At 55.4% G+C, this 16,579-nt stretch carries 13 protein-coding genes; 5 read left to right on the top strand and 8 right to left on the bottom strand.

Going from position 1 to position 16,579, the window contains the following annotated elements; translation table 11 throughout:
- Positions 1 to 202 precede the first annotated feature (202 nt).
- The 5 genes from RSF91_RS12975 to RSF91_RS12955 are packed head-to-tail and all read right to left on the bottom strand — an operon-like array spanning position 203 to position 4,440.
- Positions 203 to 1,597 (bottom strand): chromate transporter, encoded by a 1,395-nt coding sequence (locus tag RSF91_RS12975; protein ID WP_332568814.1) that lies wholly within the window; start codon positions 1,595 to 1,597, stop codon positions 203 to 205.
- A gap of 42 nt (positions 1,598 to 1,639) precedes the next feature.
- Positions 1,640 to 2,356 carry an arsenical resistance protein ArsH gene (gene arsH, locus RSF91_RS12970; RefSeq protein WP_332568813.1) on the bottom strand — a complete coding sequence of 239 codons (717 nt, stop codon included), beginning with the start codon at positions 2,354 to 2,356 and terminating at the stop codon, positions 1,640 to 1,642.
- Positions 2,343 to 2,774, bottom strand: a complete 432-nt coding sequence (arsC, locus tag RSF91_RS12965) for an arsenate reductase (glutaredoxin) (RefSeq protein WP_332568812.1) — start codon at positions 2,772 to 2,774, stop codon at positions 2,343 to 2,345. The genes arsH and arsC overlap by 14 nt, the downstream gene beginning before the upstream one ends.
- Positions 2,775 to 2,799: 25 nt before the next feature.
- Positions 2,800 to 4,089, bottom strand: a complete 1,290-nt coding sequence (locus tag RSF91_RS12960) for an arsenic transporter (RefSeq protein WP_332568811.1) — start codon at positions 4,087 to 4,089, stop codon at positions 2,800 to 2,802.
- Between the two features lie 27 nt (positions 4,090 to 4,116).
- The gene (locus RSF91_RS12955) at positions 4,117 to 4,440 is read right to left on the bottom strand and encodes an ArsR/SmtB family transcription factor (protein ID WP_332568810.1); all 324 of its coding nucleotides are present in this window, start codon (positions 4,438 to 4,440) and stop codon (positions 4,117 to 4,119) included.
- A gap of 1,029 nt (positions 4,441 to 5,469) precedes the next feature.
- Here RSF91_RS12955 and RSF91_RS12950 point away from each other — a divergent pair.
- The 4 genes from RSF91_RS12950 to RSF91_RS12935 all read left to right on the top strand — a co-directional run bounded on the left by RSF91_RS12950 (position 5,470) and on the right by RSF91_RS12935 (position 11,587).
- Positions 5,470 to 6,537 carry an efflux RND transporter periplasmic adaptor subunit gene (locus tag RSF91_RS12950; protein WP_332568809.1) on the top strand — a complete coding sequence of 356 codons (1,068 nt, stop codon included), beginning with the start codon at positions 5,470 to 5,472 and terminating at the stop codon, positions 6,535 to 6,537.
- Positions 6,537 to 9,635 carry an efflux RND transporter permease subunit gene (locus RSF91_RS12945; protein ID WP_332568808.1) on the top strand — a complete coding sequence of 1,033 codons (3,099 nt, stop codon included), beginning with the start codon at positions 6,537 to 6,539 and terminating at the stop codon, positions 9,633 to 9,635. Before RSF91_RS12950 ends, RSF91_RS12945 begins: the two co-directional genes overlap by 1 nt.
- A 65-nt stretch (positions 9,636 to 9,700) precedes the next feature.
- The gene (locus tag RSF91_RS12940) at positions 9,701 to 10,945 is read left to right on the top strand and encodes a TolC family protein (RefSeq protein WP_332568807.1); all 1,245 of its coding nucleotides are present in this window, start codon (positions 9,701 to 9,703) and stop codon (positions 10,943 to 10,945) included.
- Between the two features lie 117 nt (positions 10,946 to 11,062).
- Positions 11,063 to 11,587, top strand: a complete 525-nt coding sequence (locus RSF91_RS12935) for a cytochrome b (RefSeq protein ID WP_332568806.1) — start codon at positions 11,063 to 11,065, stop codon at positions 11,585 to 11,587.
- A gap of 37 nt (positions 11,588 to 11,624) precedes the next feature.
- On the opposite strand, the gene RSF91_RS12930 is transcribed toward RSF91_RS12935, so the two are convergent.
- From RSF91_RS12930 to RSF91_RS12920, 3 genes are all read right to left on the bottom strand, one after another.
- The gene (locus RSF91_RS12930) at positions 11,625 to 12,860 is read right to left on the bottom strand and encodes an MgtC/SapB family protein (protein ID WP_332568805.1); all 1,236 of its coding nucleotides are present in this window, start codon (positions 12,858 to 12,860) and stop codon (positions 11,625 to 11,627) included.
- Between the two features lie 415 nt (positions 12,861 to 13,275).
- A complete protein-coding gene (locus RSF91_RS12925) occupies positions 13,276 to 13,983 on the bottom strand; it encodes a VIT1/CCC1 transporter family protein (RefSeq protein ID WP_332568804.1) in 708 nt (235 codons plus the stop codon).
- Positions 13,984 to 14,126: 143 nt separating this feature from the next.
- Positions 14,127 to 15,213, bottom strand: a protein-coding gene (locus tag RSF91_RS12920) for an IS3 family transposase (protein WP_332568803.1) whose coding sequence is annotated in 2 segments (ribosomal slippage) — positions 14,127 to 14,958 and positions 14,957 to 15,213 — 1,089 coding nt in all. Because the reading frame shifts where the segments join, the coding sequence is not laid out codon by codon here.
- Positions 15,214 to 15,412: 199 nt separating this feature from the next.
- On the opposite strand from RSF91_RS12920, the gene RSF91_RS12915 reads away from it, so the two are divergent.
- A complete protein-coding gene (locus RSF91_RS12915; protein WP_332568802.1) occupies positions 15,413 to 16,510 on the top strand; it encodes an NAD(P)-dependent alcohol dehydrogenase in 1,098 nt (365 codons plus the stop codon).
- The last annotated feature ends 69 nt before the right edge of the window (positions 16,511 to 16,579 follow it).

Below are 16,579 nucleotides of genomic sequence, written 5' to 3'. Positions count from 1 at the left end.
TTAGAGCCGATCCAATCTTGACCCCCAAGCGGTCAGTTTTGGGTTGGCACTAAAAGATCGGTTTGCCGACCTTGTCCCAACGAGATTAGACGAGCTTGTGGATCAGCTTTTCGGAAGCTCACCAAGTCTTCGACGAAAATCCGTTCCTGGCCGATCTGTGACTGCCACTGTCATAGCAAAGCCGTCGCTCAATTAAGTGGGATTAGAGTGAAAGTAGCCACCCCAAAAGCGCTGCCAGTATCACGACCAGCACGGGTGATAGTCGTGCGTAAACCAGCAATCCAAATGCGGCCAATGCAAATCCGAAATCGGTTTTTGAATGGATGGCGCTCGTCCACACAGGGTCATATAGCGCTGCTCCTAAAACCCCAACCACAGCCGCATTCACACCGGCCATAGACCTCTGCACTCCCACACGCTGGCGCAAGGTTTCCCAATACGGTAACGCACCAATGACCAGTAGGAAAGCAGGCAAAAAAATCGCTAAGAGCAAAGCGAAACCACCAAGCCAACCACCAAAAGGACTTGGCATAGCTGCGCCAAGGTAAGCCGCAAACGTGAACAAAGGGCCTGGAACGGCCTGTGCTGCACCATATCCTGCAAGAAAAACTTCGTTTGATAACCAGCTACTTGGTACTACGCTTGCCTGTAGCAATGGGAGAACAACGTGCCCCCCCCCAAACACCAATGCTCCGGACTGATAGAAATCACTGAAAACGGTCACGATTGGAGAATGGGTCAAGGAGGCTATGACCGGCAACAGCACTAGCAGTGCTACAAACATACTCAGGAAAATAGCCCCGGTAACTTTGCTCACGCCATAGTCACGATGCTGCACGATGGAGAGTTGCTCCAATTTGAGCATCCATCGACCAATCAGACCACCTAGAACAATTGCTGTGATTTGTCCAATGGCGGAAGGCATAGCAAGAACCAAAAGAGTGCCAGCAATAGCAACGCCAGCGCGCAGTCTGTCGGGACAAAGGGACTTGGCCATCCCCCATACAGCTTGCCCAACAATTGCAACAGCAACGATTTTTAGTCCGTGAACGGCTCCTGACCGAGCAAACACTGTCCAATGTGACGACCCAATTGCAAAAAGAATGAGTGCAATTGCCGAAGGAAGAGTGAATCCTATCCAAGCCGCGAGGGCTCCGCCCCAGCCGCGGCGACCAAGCCCTAGTGCTATGCCTACCTGGCTACTCGCTGGGCCAGGCAGAAACTGGCACAACGCGACTAAATCTGAGTAGCTCTTGTCGTCCAGCCACTTTCGTCGCTCTACGAACTCCGTACGAAAGTAGCCCAAATGAGCAACAGGTCCGCCAAATGACGTCAAACCAAGCTTGAAAAAAACAAGTAAGACTTCAACAAAAGTCCCTCTTGGATTTGGCGGGCTAGAGCCTTCACCAGCGTGGTCTGATGAGTTTGCTTGATCTGAGCCATGGGTTGGCGGATGAGTCATAGCCATGAATTTTTTCATGAGTTTCAGTAGTTTATTTCTCCAAACAATACGTCCATGCGCATGACTGTTTGTGACCAGTTGCGGCTGTCGCTGTTTGCCCCATTGCTGCCCCTCTAAAGGAAGATAAGCAGGCACTGAATCTTGTCAAAGCAATATGGAGTCCCCCACCCGTATCGCTTAGATGCTGCGTTGATTGACCCGCTTGGACAGTTCTTCGGCGCTTTCACGGCGCTCGCTATAACGATCCACCAGATAGTCCGCGCAGTCCCGTGTGAGCAGCGTGAACTTGACCAGCTCCTCCATCACGTCAACAACCCGTTCGTAATACGAAGAAGGCTTCATCCGGCCCGCCTCGTCAAACTCCGCGAATGCCTTGGCTACGGATGACTGATTGGGGATGGTGATCATGCGCATCCAACGACCCAGCACACGCATCTGGTTGACGGCATTGAAGGACTGTGAGCCGCCTGAGACTTGCATCACCGCCAGTGTCTTACCTTGAGTTGGTCGCACCGCGCCAACGGACAAAGGGAGCCAGTCGATCTGTGCTTTGAGAATACTGCTCATCGCACCATGGCGCTCAGGAGATGTCCAAACCATACCCTCGGCCCATAGTGCCAACTCGCGCAGTTCCTTGACCTTCGGGTGATCGTCAGGGGCACCATCCGGTTGCGGCAGGCCACGCGGATCGAAGATCCTGGTCTCGGCCCCCATCTTGCGCAGCAGCCGTGCAGCCTCTTCGGTCAGGAGACGGCTGTAGGAGCGGTCACGAACCGAGCCATACAGCAACAAGATACGCGGTGCATGCGTCGCACGCTGTGCGGGCAATAGTCCATCCAGGCTGGGCTTTTCAAATACTTGTTCGTCCAGATTTGGTAGATCAGAGTTTGCCAATTCGATTTCCTTTCGAGTCAGTGACGGCTTCGCCGTCTTCTTTGGAAAATGCGGCCTGTTGAGGCTGCGGCAGGATGTCCAGCACGGCCTCCGAGGGGCGGCACAAGCGTGCTCCCATGGGGCTGACCACGATCGGTCGATTGATCAGGATTGGATGCTGGAGCATGAAGTCAATCAATTGCTCGTCTGTCCATTTGGAATCGCCAAGGCCCAGCTCGTCATGCGGCGTACCTTTTTGACGCAGCACATCGCGCACCGGTATGCCCATTGCCTGGATCAGTCCCACTAGCGTGGAGCGATCAGGGGGCGTCTTGAGGTATTCAATGACCGTGGGGTCTTCCCCGCTGTTGCGGATCATGGCCAGAACATTGCGGGAGGTGCCGCAAGCAGGGTTGTGATAAATCGTGATGTCACTCATAGCGCTAGATTTCCGTTGCAAAGGTTCATGACGCCACGCTGAGCCGCAAGGCCAGGGCAGCAAGGGTGACAAGCAGCACGGGTATGGTCAGTACTGAACCGACTCTGAAGTAGTAGCCCCAGCCAATCGTTGTGCCTTTCTTGCCGAGCACATGCAGCCAGAGAAGCGTGGCCAGACTGCCAATAGGCGTGATCTTGGGACCCAGGTCACAGCCAATCACATTGGCGTACACCATGGCCTCCTTGACCACTCCGCTGGCTGTCGATGCATCAATGGACAAAGCTCCAATCAACACCGTGGGCATGTTGTTCATGATCGAGGACAGCACCGCAGAAAGTACGCCTGTGCCCAGCGATGCGGTCCACACGCCACCGGCTGCGAATTGATTGAGCAGCACGGCGATGTAATCCGTCAGACCCGCGTTGCGCAGCCCGTAGACCACCAGATACATCCCCAGCGAGAACACCACGATCTGCCATGGAGCACCATGCAACACCTTCTTGGTGCTGATGACAGGGCCACGCGCGGCCACAGCCAACAAGATGGCTGCACCCACGGCGGCCACGGCACTGACGGGGACGCCCAAAGGCTCAAGCGCGAAGAATCCGACCAGAAGCAAGATCAGTACGACCCAACCAGCTCGGAAGGTCGCCAGATCCTTGATCGCAGCCGAGGGCTGCTTGAGCTGTGCCACGTTGTATGAAGCAGGAATATCGCGTCGGAAAAACAGCAGCAGCACACCGAGGCTGGCCAGAACAGAGGCAATGTTGACCGGCACCATCACCGACGCATAGTCGTTGAAGCCGATCTTGAAAAAGTCGGCTGAAACGATGTTCACCAGATTCGACACGATCAGAGGCAGGCTCGCCGTGTCTGCAATAAACCCGGCTGCCATCACAAACGCTAGCGTTGCTGCCGGAGAAAAGCCCAGGGCCACCAGCATGGCCATCACGATGGGCGTGAGAATCAAAGCTGCTCCGTCATTGGCAAACAGGGCCGACACGGCGGCACCCAGCAGCACAATGAACGCAAACAGCTTGATGCCGCTGCCGCCACCCCAGCGGGCAAAGTGCAATGCGGCCCACTCAAAGAATCCAGCCTCATCCAGCAAAAGGCTGATGATGATGACCGCGACAAAGGTCGTCGTGGCATTCCAGACGATATTCCAGACCACCGGAATATCAGCCCAGTGCACGACCCCAAGCAGCAGCGCAACAGTCGCACCAATCGTGGCACTCCAGCCAATGCCAAGGCCACGTGGCTGCCAGATGACCAGCGTTAGTGTGAAGATGAAAATCAGGATAGCCGTCAACATGATGAACTGTTCCTTGACGCGACCACTTCAGCACTGGCACAAAGCTGCGGCGTCTGGGGTACAGGCTGCACCCTGGCAGCAGTTCTCGACGAGGTAGGCCAGCAGCCCATTCATGGCAGGAAACGCGGCTCGGTACAGCACATTGCGCCCCTGTCTCTCCTGGCTCACGAGTTCAGCATGGGAGAGTTCCTTAAGGTGAAATGACAGTGCATTGGGGGCGATACCCAATTGCTCCGCCAATCCACTGGGTGTGAGGCCTTCTGGTCCTGCGACTACCAGCGCACGAAAAACGCGCAGGCGTGCCTCATGGGCCAAAGCGGAGAGAGAACGAATAACTTGGGCTTCTTGCATAAGACAATAATACAACGATTGTTGAATAAATATTTTATGCAAGATAGCGTTAGGTTCGGCGCTGTAGGTCTATGTACATGACCGCTCTATGGGTTGGTCATATCGCCACATCAAATGGCCGCTTCAGGCCGGCTGCACTAGTGTGTGGACCTTGCTGATAGCTGCCCTCTCATGCCGTGCTCGTGTATCGAGATAACTGCTGCCTGGCTCATCCGTGCGATCACTCTTTCGGCCAGAATCGGGCATTGAGATAGATGCTCTAGCTCTGCTCCCTGTGACGGAAATACGCTCAGTTAGCGATGCTCACAGATGACCATACTTCGACAATTGGTGACCTCTAGTAGCTGCTTGTGACTTGGCAAACATTTGGACAGGTTGTTGCTGCAAGCAATCATTTAAAAACCACAGCGCGACTTGCCCGTTGATTTGTTGAATATGGGGCCTCATCAACAACATTACTCTGTTGCACTGCAAATCAAATCGCAGCTGTACAATTAATGACATGTCGCGTGCAATCCAGAGACTTTCTCTGCGGAGCGCGTTGTTGCTGCTAGTGATTGCAGCTCAACTGCTAATTCCGCTACTGCACGGCCACTTCGGGACTCCGAATCAATCTGGCCTGCATGTGCACACAACACCTTCAAGAATTGCTGATTCTCATTTCCATCTGTTCACTGAACACGACTCTCTCAGCGAGCACGATAACAATCAGTTGCAAGCCGAGCCGTTTGAAGTTGATGTGCAAAACGCACTGCAACCTCTATATCTACTTCCTGTCCCGCTGCTGGCCATCATTGGCCTAGCCCTGTTGACTTGGGGTCTGCGTGCTTCACGCATACGCTGCACTGCTGCTAGGCCAGTACCGCGCCCAGAGCCGGCGCACAGGCTTTCACGCTGGCAAGGGCGCGTCATACGGCCATCCCCGGCCCAAGCTCCGCCTCAATTTTCCTGATCTCCTAAGCCTTGCATAGGCTTTGCGCTTCCGTGCGTACGCATGGAAGCATGTATTTTCCTTTTCCGGAGTCAGGAATGTTTTTCCACCAATGGCTGTTGGCTGGCGCACTTGCGCTGCCAGTCGCAAGCATGGCCGCCGAGGCCGTGTCTCTAACCCCTGAGCAGGCGCGAACCTTGGGTGTGCGCTTTCAATCCATCCAGAGCTCTGGAGAGCTCAATATTTCGGCTCATGCGCGCGTGATACTGAAACCTGATGCCCAGGTCGTGGTGGCCGCACCCTATGCAGGGGCGCTCCCACGTGTGCTGGTAGCTGTAGGCCAGTCCGTGCGAGCGGGTCAGCCCGTGGTGACATTCACCAGCCCTCAGCTCTACGAAGCGCGTCGCGCAATGGCGGAAGCCGAGTCACAGTCGCGGCTGGCACAGCAATCACTGACGCGAGACCGATTGCTCCATGAAGACGGCATCATCGCTGCCAGTCGATGGCAGTCAACACAGGCACGCGCCACAGAGGCTGCGGCCATGGCTCAAGCCCGACGCGCCGAGCTGGCTACCAGTGGTGTGAAGCTGGCTGGGAATGAGGCACAGTTGCTGGCACCTCGTGCAGGCATTGTGACTGAAGTAATGGTCCAACCAGGCGCGCGTGTCGATGCATCGGCACCCTTGGTGAGAGTGGCTGATCCCAAGGCCTTGGAACTTGATTTGCTACTGGGTCGAGAGGTACCACTGCCCGCCGTAGGTGACAGTGTGCAGGTCACCACTCGCGGTGCCGCAGGACTGGTCGAGGGTATTGCACCTGTTGGCGACGGTAGTGCAGGGATGCGAGTGCGCGTTGCGCTAACCAAGAACGGTGATCTCCGGCTGGGTGAAAGTGTCACAGTCATATTGACGTTGAAAGATTCAGACACGGACAAGGCTCAGGCGAAGGCAGGAAACCGTTTGCGCATCCCGGCCGCAGCACTGGTGTACTGGCAAGGCCAGACCGGTGTTTTCATTGAAACAGGCAAGAGCGTGCGCTTCGCCCCCTTGTCGGTGGAGAGCAAAGACGAAGCTGCCGCCGTGGTACGCGGAGTGCTTCCGGCCAAGGCGGAGATTGCGACTGCAGGTATCGCTGCCCTCAAAAACTTGATGTCCGGAGGTCAGTGATGCTGGCCAAGCTGATTGATTTTTCGCTGCGTCAGCGTGCTCTGGTGCTGCTCGCAGCCATTGTGCTGGCCCTGGCCGGTGCCTGGGCCTATTCGCAGTTGCCAATAGATGCGTTCCCCGATATCTCGCCTACCCAGGTTAAGGTGATTCTGAAGGTGCCGGGCATGACGCCCGAGGAGGTGGAGCAGCGCGTTTCTACACCCGTAGAACAGGAGCTGCTGGGTCTGCCTCACAAAACCATCGTGCGCTCTGTCTCTAAATACGGCATCAGCGATGTCACTGTTGATTTCTCCGAAGGCACGGATGTTTACTGGGCCCGCCAGCAGGTGTCTGAAAGACTGGCTGGCATACAGCGCGATTTGCCCGCTACTATGGAAGGGGGATTGGCTCCCATCACTACACCTTTGGGTGAGATGTTCATGTTCACGGTTGATGGCGAGAGCTATTCTCTGGCCGAGCGCCGACGTGTACTGGACTGGGTAATAAGACCTGCACTACGCACTGTCGCCGGCGTTGCCGACGTGAATGCCTTAGGTGGTGTGGTGCGGGGCTATGAGGTAATTCCGGACCCGGCGCGGCTGCGCGCTCGCGGCGTGACCCTGGACCAGTTGCGTCAGGCACTCGAAGCCAACAATCGCAACGACGGAGCAGGTCGCCTGGATCGTGGTGAGGAACATTGGGTCGTGCGTGTGGAAGGTGGGGTTCGCGGCCTAAACGATTTACGTGCCGTCGTGGTCGTGCAGGCCAAGAACGGGCAAACGGCATCTACGGTAGGTGATGTGGCAACAGTGCGCATGGGTGAAGCCACTCGCAATGGTGCCGTAAGTCGCGATGGACATGGCGAGGCTGTCCAGGGACTCGTGCTGGGACTGCGCGGCGTGGATGCACGCAGTTTGGTCGACGCCGTACAGTCCAGACTTGATGAACTGGCACCACATCTCCCGCAAGGAATGAGCACTCATGTGTTCTACAACCGCGGAGAACTGGTTTCGCGTGCCGCTGGTACCGTAGTGCGCGCATTGGTCGAAGCCAGTGTGCTCGTAGTCGTCATCCTTTATCTGTTTCTAGGCGGCGTCCGCGCAGCATTGGTAGTGGCAGCCACGCTTCCCCTTTCCATGCTGGCCACATTCCTACTCATGCACTACGTGGGTCTGACAGCCAATCTGATGAGTCTGGGTGGCCTAGCCATTGCTTTGGGCATGTTGGTGGATGCCTCGGTGGTGGTGGTGGAGAACATTGAGACCGCGCTGGCTCATACGCCCAAAGATGGGGAGTCGGCCAAGAACGCAGACCGCTTCGCCTTGATCCGGGATGCTGTGTCTGCCGTATCCGCCCCCATGCTGGCAGGCGTGTCCATCATCGCGATTGTGTTCCTGCCGCTGCTGACGCTGCAAGGCCTGGAGGGCAAGCTATTTGCGCCGGTTGCACTGACCATCGTTCTAGCTCTTGGTGCATCTGTACTTATCGCATTCACCGTCGTTCCGGCTCTGGCTTCGCTGCTGTTGCGCTCACATGCCAGCGATGCACCATGGCTGATGGGCAAGCTGGCTGCAGGTTTTGCTTGGTTGCAGACTTGGAGTCTCGCTCACCGACGTTCAGTGTTCGGCATCGCTTTGGCGACGCTCGCCGGTTCGGCGGCCTTGTATCTGTCCGTCGGCAAAACCTTTATGCCGACCATGGACGAAGGGGATCTTATCGTTCAGTTGCAGAAGGCTCCGTCGATATCATTACCCGCTTCTTTAGATATGGATCAACGCGTGCAGCAAGCGCTGCTTAAAGAAGTTCCAGAAATTCGCTCCATCGTGGCCCGCACAGGTTCGGACGACCTCGGGCTAGACCCCATGGGCCTCAACGAGACCGACACCTTTCTTGTGCTCAAGCCACGTGCTGAGTGGCGAGGTAGCAAGGAAGATATTGCAGATGCCATCCGCCACGTTATGGAAGGCTTTCCGGGCCTGATCTACGGTTTTACGCAACCTATCGAAATGCGCGTGTCCGAGATGCTGACAGGCTCGCGTGGCGACGTGGCCATCAAAATTTTCGGCTCTGACCTGGCCAAGATAGATGCCGCAGTCCAGGCGATTGCTGCGCGCATGCGCTCCGTCTCCGGTGCCTCTGAAGTCATTGCACCCAGCAACAGCGGCGTGCAATACCTGCAAGTCGTTCTTAATCGTGCTGCACTTGGCCAGTCCGGCTTTTCTGGTGATTCCTTGCAGGCTCAGTTGCGCGCATTGATCGAGGGCGAGCGTATAGGTATCGTCCCCGAAGGAATGGTGCGTACGCCGCTCCTGCTTCGTGGTGGAGCGGCGCTGCGGCAGTCACCCGAAGGCCTGGCAAGCCTTTTGGTAACAGCCCCCGATGGTACAACCTGGCCGCTCACCTCTCTAGCGACACTTTCCCCTCAGGACGGACCGGTACGTATTGACCATGAGGATGGAGCGCGCTTCGCCGTGGTTCAGGTCAATGTGGAAGGACGCGATCTTGCCAGCTTTGTACGTGAGGCCCAGGCATCCGTGGCTGCTGATCCTAGCCTCAAGGATCTTCGCATTGTTTGGGGCGGTCAGTTCGAAAACCAGCAGCGCGCGGCCGCCCGCCTGGCGTTGGTCGTGCCTTTGGCACTCTCGGCCATCTTCGTGTTGCTATTTCTCACCTTTCGTTCGATGCGACAGGCTTTGCTGGTCATCGCCAACATCCCGTTCGCGCTCGTGGGTGGCATGGCGGCTTTGCGTATCAGCGGCGAATATCTGTCGGTCCCCGCCTCCGTGGGCTTTATTGCGCTGCTAGGAATTGCCGTGCTCAACGGGGTGGTGCTGGTTTCGCACTTCAATGTACTACTGGCTTCGGAAATGGAGCTGACTCAGGCGGTGCGCCAGGGCGTGCGTGACCGTCTGAGGCCAGTGCTGATGACGGCCTGCATTACGGCTCTAGGCATGGTGCCGTTGCTGCTGGCTACCGGTCCTGGCTCAGAAATTCAGCGTCCGCTGGCCGTCGTCGTGGCAGGGGGATTGATTAGTTCCACCGCTCTGACCTTGTTGCTGTTGCCACTGCTGTTTGAGCGCTTTGGCGTAGCACGCAGTGCTAAGGAGGTACAAAAATGAAAGCTGCAAACGCTTTTTGCAATAGCGCTCAAGGTAACTCCAAATCGTATTTTCTGAGTTTGCCTATGAAAAATCGTCTGCTTCATGTCTGTGTCGCAGCTCTACTGTTTGCGGGCGCAGCCCAGGCTCAGAGCTACCTGCCTTCGGAGGCGGCGGTGCGCATAGCGGTAGAACAGTCGCCTACTGTGCAAGCGGCCGACGCAGCACGAAGGGGCGCTCAGGCTCGAGCCGACGGTATGCGCGTTGGCCCTCATGAAACCGTAGTCCGAGCTTCTGGTCAGCGCCGTTGGACCCATGATGGCTCGGGTCAGCGCTTTACTGAAGGCCAGATCGCGATAGAGCGACCGCTGCGACTTTGGGGTAAGGCCGCAGTTGATTCAAAGCTGGCCGAGGCGACGATCGCAAATGGCCGTTTGGCAGCGCAAGACGCCCGGCACGAAACAGCACGTCAGTTGCTGGCTTTGTGGTTCGCTGCTCTACGTGCTGGTCAGGCCCGCCAAGCGGCCCAGGGCAATGCCGATGCCGCCGCGGAATTGGCACGCATCACTGAGCGCCGCCTGCGTGCTGGCGACGCGGCCAGACTTGAAGCCGAGTTAGCCACCGCTGAACAGGCCCGCATGCAGGCCGCACTCGCAGGGGCGGTGGCAGCTCAGACCTCGACGAGGGCTGATCTTTGTGCGCGATATCCTGATCTATGTCTCTTGATCATCACTGCTTCTGATGCGACAACCTTGTCCACACTGCCGAGCGGATCAGAGACTCAACTGCGTTTGCGCTACATAGAGCACAGCCATGAGTATCTGCTAGCTCAGTCCGAGGAGGCTTTGGCGCTGCACCAAGCCCACCGCATGGATATTGAACGTCGCCCCGACCCCACGGTCGGAGTGTTTGCGACCAGCGAACGTGGCGGCTCTGAACGTATTGCTGGAGTCAGTATCAGTTTGCCACTAGGTTCCGTGCATCGACAGTCTCAGGCAGCAGCCGCGCTGGCCGATGCCGCTGCGGCACTATCACGCCGCCTGGCGGTGGAGAGGCGTTTGGGCGCTGAGTTTGATGTGCTATGGAGTCAGCTTAATGGAAGGCGTACAGCGGCCACGGCACAGGCCCGAGCAGCGGAGCTTCAGCGCAGTGCGGCCGACAGAGCAACGCGCGCCTATCGTGCCGGTGAAACTGGTTTGGCCGAGCTGCTTTCGGCACACCGAGTGCTCGCTGACGCAGTACTGGCTGAGCGCATGACACATATCGATACGCTGGAAAGCGACAGTCGCTTACGGCTGGACTTGCATGAGATATGGGATTTTGATGATTAATGCCCCCTGGAGCTGGCCGAAGCGCTTTCTGACTTGCACGCTGAATCAAGCTAATCGGAATGGCGTATTGAATGATGGATATCAACATGTTCTTCACCGAAGGAAAAGGAACCAACCATGACTCGTTCAGACTCTTATCCTCGCTCACTGGTGCTGTTGCACTGGTTGGTTTTCGCCGCAGCAGCGCTAGCCGTCGCTGTCATCGAGATCAAAGGCTTTTTCCCAAAGGGGTCTGCCGATCGTGCGCAGATGACCCTCTGGCATGAAAGCTTCGGCCTCGCCGTACTGCTGCTTATGACACTGCGCCTTGTTGTGCGCGCCAGCGTCCAAGTGCCGCCCCTACCCTCAGGTCCTCGTTGGATGGAGATTTCTGCCCACGTCATGCACTGGTTGCTGTACCTGCTGATGCTGGGCATGCCGGTGCTAGGAATATTGGCCCTTGCTTGGTCAGGCAAGCCCATTGCTTTTTTTGGTGCATCTTGGACATTGCCGTTGATGGTCGATGCATCATTGGGCCGCAGCATTAAGGATATTCACGAGGCAGGAGCTAACTTGGTATTTGCGGCCGTAGGCCTGCATGCAGCGGCTGCGCTTTGGCATCAGTTCATAGTTAAGGATGGTCTTCTGATGCGTATGCGTTGAGCTTTGGCTCTATCAATGCTGATGAGGTCAATGTCTGTCAGCCCAGCCACAGTAGAGACAGGCTAGTTCCTGCCACCATTGTGGCTAGGCCTAGGCTGATACGTGTTCCATACTTAACGCCCCCGATGGCAAACGCTAAAGCGGACTTGGCCGTTGCACTGGCAGCAAGAATTAGAACGACACCCCATTGTGCGGTTGTCAGTGGAAGATTTCCTGAGGCAAAGAGCTGCCCTAAACTTGCAGCAGCAGCATGAAGTTCAGCTAGGGCGGCCAAGGCTCCCGCAACCAGGACCCCGGTGCTACCAAAGGCATGTTGCAGCCAGGCGGACAGAAGCAAAATACAAGCAATGATTACCGCGATCAGTAATGCACTTGAAAGCTTGAATACTCGGTCTGTCTTAAATTCAGTTTGAGGTGATATTTTTTGCCTGTTCCACAATGCTATGCCAGCAGTAAGCGCAAGAAAAAATGCCGCAACGAGCAAAGGTAGCGCCATCGAAATCATCAGCGCTATGGAAGTTGTCGAAAGAATGGCGATGAACAAGCATAGGGACGCCAGCTGGGCAAGCATTGCGCAGCCATATGCTTGCTGCAGCTGATCTCCATCTGCCTTGGCAAGGTTCCCAAAACTAGCTATAGCGGCAGTAGATGACACAAACCCAGAAAAAAATCCAGTAACGGGTAGCCCCCAGCGTGGGCCGAGCACTCGAGTAAGTATGTGGCCAAGCATGCCGACGGTCATGAACAGCACAACAACTTTCCAAAGAGCGTAAAGGCTCAATACGTCCCAGGGATCGACGGTGGACTGAGGCAAAAGCGGCAATATGATCAACGCTGCCGCACCTAACATAAGGCCGTCCCTCAGTTCATGCTCGCTGAGCAACTCACGACTCCAATGCTGTATGGTTCCTTTGGAATGGACTAGCAAAGCGCAGAGGATGCCCAGAGCAGCTGCTAAGGGGGCACTCTTTTGCGATAGCGCACCCAGAGTTAGCGTGAACAGAAGCGTTACTTCACTAGTCAAACCAGGGTCATTGCGGGCTGAATGCCAGTAGGCTGCTACGGTCAGGGCGGCTACTGCCAGGAGCGCCACAATAAAAATTTCAACGCCTAACTCCCAAGCGGCACAGCCAAGCAATGCGGTTATGGCATGTGTACGGGTTCCTGCCGTGTTTAGTCGTTCATGCTCGCGACGTTCGCTTACGACACCAATCAGCAGACCGCAGCCTAACGATACGACCCAATGATCAACACCTGCCCAATTCAACTGCATAGGTCTCAATTCCTCATTCTGTTTAAGGCTCTTGAAATCGATATAACTGATGACTACCTAGATGAGCCAAGCATGAGGTGCTTAGGGCCGCATGTCGATAGTATTCAGAGGTAATGCAGTGCTTAACTGGTCAGGCACCTGCGAGAAGTTAGACACAATTTGGCATCAGAGTTGGGCGCAATGTTGCTAAGCGCGTACCAACTTCGTCAACCAAACTGCTCAAGTGCTGCCATTTGCTTCAACCTTGGAACTCCCGAGGGCTCTAGTAACTAGTACAACTCATCCTGAGCGGGGGCGATTGTCACCTGTGCGTCCAAATACAGAACTTGGCCTGCAGCACAGCCTAATGAAGTCTGGAACAGACCCAAGTCCATAGCCATAAGCGAAGGGGATCACTTGTTGCACAAAGTGATCGTTACGCTGAAACATGGAAAATTGCTCCTGCACCGGCAGTAAGACCCATTGCGAGTGCCCCCCAGAAAGTCACGCGACAGACACTTTTCATAATTGGTGCGCCACCAATTTGTGCCGCAACTGCACCAAGAGAAGTAAGAGAAGCAAGAGCGGTCACAATTGTCCAAGCTAGTAAATCTGCCTGTGGAGCTGTCAATACAACGGCAAGTGGCAGTGCAGCCCCTCCTGCAAAGCTCCCTGCGGAAGCGAGTGCAGCTTGTAAAGGTTTTGCGCTCAGTGCATCAGATATTCCTAGTTCATCTCTCGCGTGAGCACCTAACGCATCATGCGTCATTAGCTGCGTAGCGACTTGGTTGGCCAGCTTGTAGTCGAGTCCTCGCCGCACGTAGATAGCTGTCAATTCACGTAGTTCTGCCGCGTGGTCTGAAGTAAGTTCCTTTCGCTCGCGTTCAAGATCGGCTTTCTCTGTGTCAGCCTGAGTAGAAACTGAGACGAACTCTCCAGCTGCCATAGACATCGCTCCAGCGACCAGTCCAGCGACTGCCGTTGTGATGATGTTTCCATGACTTGCGTTGGCGGCTACTACACCAGCGATGAGGCTAGCGGTTGAAATAATGCCGTCGTTGGCACCAAGAACGGCTGCCCGAAGCCAGCCAATGTGCTCTGTCCGGTGGCGCTCTGGATGGGCGAAGTATTGGGATGGTTTCATCGGTTGTTGTTACTTGCTGAATTCTTTGCAGATTCAAACGGCAGCATACGTACGAGTAAGTTGCCTTTAGTAAAGTATCGATCTATTGCATCGACCAGTTGAATCGGTAATCCCCCCGAATTCCATCGCTCCGAGAAGTAGAGCTATGCGGCCATGGCCAGCCGCTGTTTCGGGGTCATACCGCCCAAGGCCATGTTTGGACGTTCATGGTTGTAGCGCCACATCCACTGCGTGGCAAACTCCCGCACCTCGTCGAGGTCGCTCCAATAATACTGGGACAGCCACTCGTAGCGAACCGTTCTGTTGAAGCGCTCCACATAGGCATTCTGCTGGGGCTTTCCAGGTTGGGTATGTTCTATGCGAATGCCCTGGCTACTGGCCCAGTGCAGCAACGTAGCGCTGATGTATTCCGGTCCGTTATCGCAGCGGATCGCCTGCGGCTTTCCACGCCAAGCCATGATCTGCGTCAGCACTCGGATCACACGATGCGACGGCAGCGAGAGGTCCACCTCAATGCCTAGCGCCTCGCGGTTGAAGTCGTCGATTACATTGAGCATTCGGATGCTGCGCCCATCCTCGAGCTGGTCATGCATGAAGTCCATCGACCAGACTGCGTTGCAGGTTTCGGGCACCGTCAGTGGCTCAGGCTTGTCTCGCACCAATCGCCTGCGGGGCTTGATACGCAGGTTCAGTTCCAGCTCCCGGTAGACACGGTAAACACGCTTGTGATTCCATCGGAAGCCTCGAACATTGCGCAGGTACAGGAAGCAAAGGCCAAAGCCCCAATTGCGGTTGTTGTCCGTCAGGCGCAGCAGCCACTGGGCGATCTCATCGTCCTCAATGCTGCGACGAGCCACATAGCGATAGCAGGCTTGGCTGATCTGAAACGCTTGGCAGGCAGCCCGAATTGATGCGCCGTGCTGTTGCACTGCTCGAAGAGCCATCTCGCGCCGGCGAGATGGCTTCACCACTTTTTGCGAGAGCCTCCGAGACGATCTCAGCCTTGAGTTTTTCCTCGACATACATCTTGCGAAGCCGCTGGTTCTCTTGCTCCAGCTCTTTCATGCGAGCCATGAGCGATGCATCCATGCCGCCGAACTTGGCCCGCCACTTGTAAAACGTTGCCGAGCTGATGCCGAATTCCCGGCAGAGCTCTGGGACTGTCAGACCGGCTTGTGCTCGCTTGAGTGCATCAATGATCTGGCTGTCGGTGAAACGTGATTTCTTCATGGTAGAGATTCTCCTGTGAGAGTCTCTACTTCTCAGGGTGCTGGATTTGCGGGGGGATTACCCCCCTGCCATCTATGAAAAGCTAATCGATTCATTGCGTAATATTTTTCTATCACCAATGCATTGCAGGGCAATGAGGCAGAGAATGTGAAACTACACATACTAGATAGTCTGCACTAACCTTTTGCAAGGAGACGCCATGACTCAGATGATGAAAGCGGCTGTTTTTGTTGAACCAGGTCGCATTGAAGTTGTGGAGAAACTGATTCCGGATGTGGGTCCAAATGATGCTCTGATCAAGATCACAACAACGACGATCTGCGGAACAGACGTTCACATCCTGAAAGGTGAATATCCTGTCGCCAAAGGGTTGACCATTGGACATGAGCCTGTTGGCATCATTGCTAAGCTTGGAAGCTCTGTTCAGGGTTACCAGGAAGGGCAGCGAGTGATTGCGGGTGCTATCTGCCCTAACTTCAATAGCTATGCAGCGCAGGATGGCTCGTCCTCTCAAGATGGTAGTTATCTGTCAGCCAGTGGGCGCTGCGGGTGCCATGGATACAAGCTAACTGCTGGCTGGCGCTTTGGCAACCTAATCGATGGCGCGCAAGCCGAATACATTCTTATCCCTGATGCGCAGGGTAACTTGGCACCTGTCCCAGATGGCTTGACGGATGAACAAGTCCTTATGTGCCCAGACATCATGTCTACCGGCTTCGCGGGTGCAGAGAATGCGAACATCAAGATAGGTGATGTCGTTGTCGTGTTTGCGCAGGGTCCAATTGGCTTGTGTGCGGCTGCTGGTGCCAAGCTCCGCGGTGCAAGCATCATCATCGGTGTGGACGGTAATGATGAGCGACTTGCTGTATCCAGAAAGCTCGGCGCCAATGTAACCTTGAACTTCAAAACCCAAGATGTAGTCGCTGAAGTGCTAAAAATTACGGGTGGCAAAGGGGCTGACAGTGCAATTGAAGCGCTTGGGACACAAGGCACATTCGAAAACGCATTGCGCTGCATCCGCCCTGGAGGCACCTTATCAAGCCTAGGTGTTTACTCAGAAGATTTAAAGATTCCTCTGGATGCTTTTGGGTCTGGATTGGGTGACCATCGCATCAACACTGCCTTATGCCCAGGTGGCAAAGAGCGCATGCGTCGTCTTATGTCCGTGATTGAAAGTGGCCGAATTGATCTTAGCCCTTTGGTCACCCACAAGTACAAGCTTGAAGACATCGCTGCTGCATATGACCTCTTTAGTCATCAACGTGATGGAGTGTTAAAAATTGCCATCAAGGCTTGATCTATAGATCATGTGCAATGCACTCGTTTGAGTCACCGTCGAATACGGATTGATCCACGTCGAATGGTC

Origin of the sequence: Comamonas sp. (assembly GCF_036643215.1) — a bacterium.
Classification (GTDB): domain Bacteria; phylum Pseudomonadota; class Gammaproteobacteria; order Burkholderiales; family Burkholderiaceae_C; genus Comamonas.
The sequence above is the reverse complement of the archived record's forward strand: the minus strand, read 5'-3'. Positions and strand labels throughout refer to the sequence as shown.